At 49.8% G+C, this 3,509-nt stretch carries 5 protein-coding genes; all 5 read left to right on the top strand.

The annotated features are described in order from the left end of the window. Window positions 1–13 precede the first annotated feature (13 nt). The 5 genes from HOK28_08470 to HOK28_08450 all read left to right on the top strand — a co-directional run bounded on the left by HOK28_08470 (window position 14) and on the right by HOK28_08450 (window position 3,257). Window positions 14–889: a DnaJ domain-containing protein gene (locus tag HOK28_08470; GenBank protein ID MBT6433109.1), complete on the top strand. Its 876-nt coding sequence runs from the start codon at window positions 14–16 to the stop codon at window positions 887–889. A gap of 1 nt (window position 890) precedes the next feature. Beyond that, window positions 891–1,664: a hypothetical protein gene (locus HOK28_08465; GenBank protein ID MBT6433108.1), complete on the top strand. Its 774-nt coding sequence runs from the start codon at window positions 891–893 to the stop codon at window positions 1,662–1,664. A gap of 43 nt (window positions 1,665–1,707) precedes the next feature. Next, window positions 1,708–1,974, top strand: coding sequence for a hypothetical protein (locus HOK28_08460; GenBank protein ID MBT6433107.1), 267 nt, complete (start codon window positions 1,708–1,710; stop codon window positions 1,972–1,974). 9 nt (window positions 1,975–1,983) lie between these two features. Further along, window positions 1,984–2,976: an RluA family pseudouridine synthase gene (locus HOK28_08455; protein MBT6433106.1), complete on the top strand. Its 993-nt coding sequence runs from the start codon at window positions 1,984–1,986 to the stop codon at window positions 2,974–2,976. A 104-nt stretch (window positions 2,977–3,080) separates the two neighbouring features. Next, window positions 3,081–3,257 carry a twin-arginine translocase TatA/TatE family subunit gene (locus HOK28_08450; GenBank protein ID MBT6433105.1) on the top strand — a complete coding sequence of 59 codons (177 nt, stop codon included), beginning with the start codon at window positions 3,081–3,083 and terminating at the stop codon, window positions 3,255–3,257. The last annotated feature ends 252 nt before the right edge of the window (window positions 3,258–3,509 follow it).

Below are 3,509 nucleotides of genomic sequence, written 5' to 3'. Positions count from 1 at the left end.
TGTGGAGCAAGTCGTGGCATTCGTGAGGTTGTCACGTCCTTGGGACTATGAGGAACTTCTCGTGACTTATTTTGACGATAAGCAAAGTCTTTATGAGGTGCTAGGTTTAGGACCAAACGCCAATGATGAAGAAGTCATGAATGCTTACCGGCGAATTCTATCTGAAATCGAGACAGACTACCTTGCCCTTTATTCCATGGTTGATGATGCAGAGCTTGCAGGTCGCAGGCGCCGTGTTCAAATGGCCTTTGAAACCTTAAGTGATCCGGGCAAACGTGCCAATTACGATGGTGATGATGCGGGCTATCCCTCGTTAACAGTAAGTCCTCAGGCGTCGGTGACTCCCGATCGGGGTGTGGCCGTTGCCACAAGTGTTTCCACCGGAGACACATCTTTTTCACATACGGGTGAAGAAATAGACGAAGGTGAATTTCAGTCGGTTCAAGTTGAGCCTCGCTATCAGAGTCGCTTTGCGCCGCGAAAAACCGTTCGAACTGAGCCAAGTGCAGCGCCTCAGACGGAGCCGCGTCATCGTGCAGCCGAGCGCGCGTTGAATCAAACTATGACAACGCCGGAAAAGCCTACGCCTACTAAAGTGGTCTTGACCCCGGAAGTTTTGGCTGAGCTGACGGCAGATAAAGACATCAGCGGTGCCTTGCTTAAAACGCTGCGAGAGACAGCTGGTTTGTCTTTAGACGATATCGCCGCAACAACGAAGATTTCGAAACGCTATTTACGTGCGATAGAGGCCGACGATTACGCTACATTGCCTGCGAAGGTTTATACGCGAGGCTTTGTCACTCTTTATGCTCGAATGCTCGGTCTTGATGCTGAGCGTGTCGCTACAAGTTTCATCGAACTGATCGAGCGGGGCGGCGGCGGAGCGTAAGATGCGACTAACGTGCCTTAAGTGTGGGCAGCAAATAGAACTCTCTTCTTGGGAAGCCCGCCACGAGCCCTACACCTACTGTGTCTGTGCGACGGAGCACGTGATTCCTCATGTTTCGGGACCATCAACCTTTCCAAACGAACGTGCGGCGGTTGCAACGCGTACTCGGGCATTTCGTGCTGCGGGGATTGCCAAGAATACTGGACGGGTCGCTCTGAGCGTAAGCCTCGCTGGTTCTCTGCTTTTTCCGCTATCGCTTCTGGGAATTGGGATGGGGACTTTTGTTCATGCGGGGTTACCAGAACAGCTGCGTATCCACAGTGGATTCAGGCAGGCACTTGGAGCGATTATAACCGGCGTTCTTATTTTAGTCTTGCAGGTCTGGTTTTTGGTTGGATGGTTTGAAGACCGCTCGTCTTTGGAGACCGGTCTGATTCAAGAGATGGCTCGGGAGGAGTTGACGAAACTCCACCGGGTTCAGATGCGGTTCCTGGACGAACATGGGCGCTATGCCAACTTTTCAGAACTAGATTTCAACCCTATTTATGGGCGTTACACGATTTACCTCGGCCACAATGATTATGTCGGGGCGCGAGACGATAACGGCGAGATCGTTCACCCACTGCCATTTGATTATGTACCGGCGGTCCGAGCAGATTCTTTTCGCGCGGTGGCGGTGAATAATTTAGACGAAGATAGTGAACTCGACATTTGGGTGATTGAAGACAGTGGGCGCCTGGTCCATGAAGTCGACGATTTACAATTAACACCGTAGAGGACTTCTTGACCCGGGTACGTGCGGGAGAGTAATCTGTCATATGGCATCAATAACCAAACCCGAAAAAGCAGTTCGATTAGCAAGAGCGATTGCTTCCGATATCTCCTTGTACAACGAGGAACGAATCATTGAAGCTATCGAAAATGATACATTTTTTGAGGCCTTAGCTGACGAACTAGAAGAGGGGCGCTCACTCTATGTGAGCCGCGTGGACGAGAGTATTCGTGCTCAAACCAATTTCTATGAGCGAGCGGTCGTCGATATCATTCTAGGAACCAAAGGGCAGGTCAGCTCACCCATTTGGTAGCTCAACAATATGTCCAAACAATCTATTACGCTTCATGTTCCGCTAAGTTTGGCAGGAACACGTCTTGATGCTGCAGTCATGGAACTGCTTGCGGATTCAGAAGAGGGTACGTTGCCCAGTCAAGTCGTGACCGCGAGCCGTAACCGGGTGCGGCAATGGATTGAACAGGGTCAATTACTCGTGAATGATGCGGTTGTTAAGCCTGCCACCAAAACCAGAGGTGGCGAAACCATCACGTTGGTTGTGCCTGAGCCGGTGCCAACAAAGCTAACCCCCGAAGCAATGGATCTCGAAGTGCTCTTTGAAGACAGCGATCTTATTGTCGTCAACAAGAAACCCGATTTGGTGGTTCATCCTGGCGCAGGCCACGCTACAGGAACTTTGGTGCACGGATTGCTACATCACTGCAAAGACCTATCGGGAATCGGTGGTGAACTTCGTCCCGGAATTGTTCACCGTTTAGACCGTGGTACCAGCGGCTGTATGGTTGTCGCAAAAAACGACTTCGTTCACGAGCACCTGGCCAATCAATTTGCCGAGCGTGAAGTACATAAGAATTATTTGGCCCTCGTTATGGGTGTACCGATTCGAGCAAAAACCAAGATTGCCACTTTGCACGGCCGTCACCCCCGAGAGCGTAAAAAATTCAGCTCGAAGGTTAAAAAAGGCAAGGAAGCCGTTACACGGTACGAGGTGCTTGGTAGCCGGGATGGCATATCCTTGGTCTCGATTGTTCTCGAAACAGGGCGGACCCATCAAATCCGAGTTCATTTCACTGATATGAATCATCCGTTGATAGGTGATCCCCTTTATGGTGGTCGGCAGTGGTCTCGTATTAAGTCGAAAGAAGTTCGAGGCTTGGCTCAGCTACTTGAGCATCAAGCGCTGCATGCCTGGAAGCTGGTTTTCAAACATCCTAGAACTACTGAAGAAATAGCAGTTGAAGCTTCTCTTCCAGAACCGATGGCAAGCCTGCTACAATTAGTCCCAGGGCTTGTTTGATAGAGCCAGGGGCATTATGAAGCCCCTATTCTTAGTGATTTGCTAAAAATCGATTGATCTTGGGTCATTCTGAGCCGCTTAGGCGACAATACAAGGAGCCACACATGTTTGGATTGGGTACGGGCGAATTAGCGATGATTCTCGTGATCCTCTTTTTTGTCTTTGGAGCTAAGCGGTTACCAGCTCTTGGGAAGGCCTTAGGACAAGGTATGCGAGATTTTGGCCGTTCTCTGAAGGGGATGGACGAAGAGGAAGAGAAGTCGATTACCGACGAAGAATAGGCGTTTGGATCCCACAAGGATCAAAAAAGATGCCCAGCAGTGAAATACTTGTTGACGATAAAAGTTTAGGCCCCTATAAGGCCCCTCACCTCGGCGGCGCAAACAGCGCTCCCGGCTCTTTGAAAACTGAATAACAGACAAAATTTTTGTACGTGCGGGTCTATGAGCCGGTAAGAGCTCTAAATCTTACCAACCGAGTATAACGAAAGTTATCTCATTTCTTTTGAAGAATAGACCGGCAATTTAATGAAC

It is taken from the genome of Deltaproteobacteria bacterium (genome assembly GCA_018668695.1).
Lineage (GTDB): Bacteria > Myxococcota > XYA12-FULL-58-9 > XYA12-FULL-58-9 > JABJBS01 > JABJBS01.
Note: the sequence above shows the minus strand (reverse complement) of the source record. Positions and strands in the feature narration are given on the sequence as shown.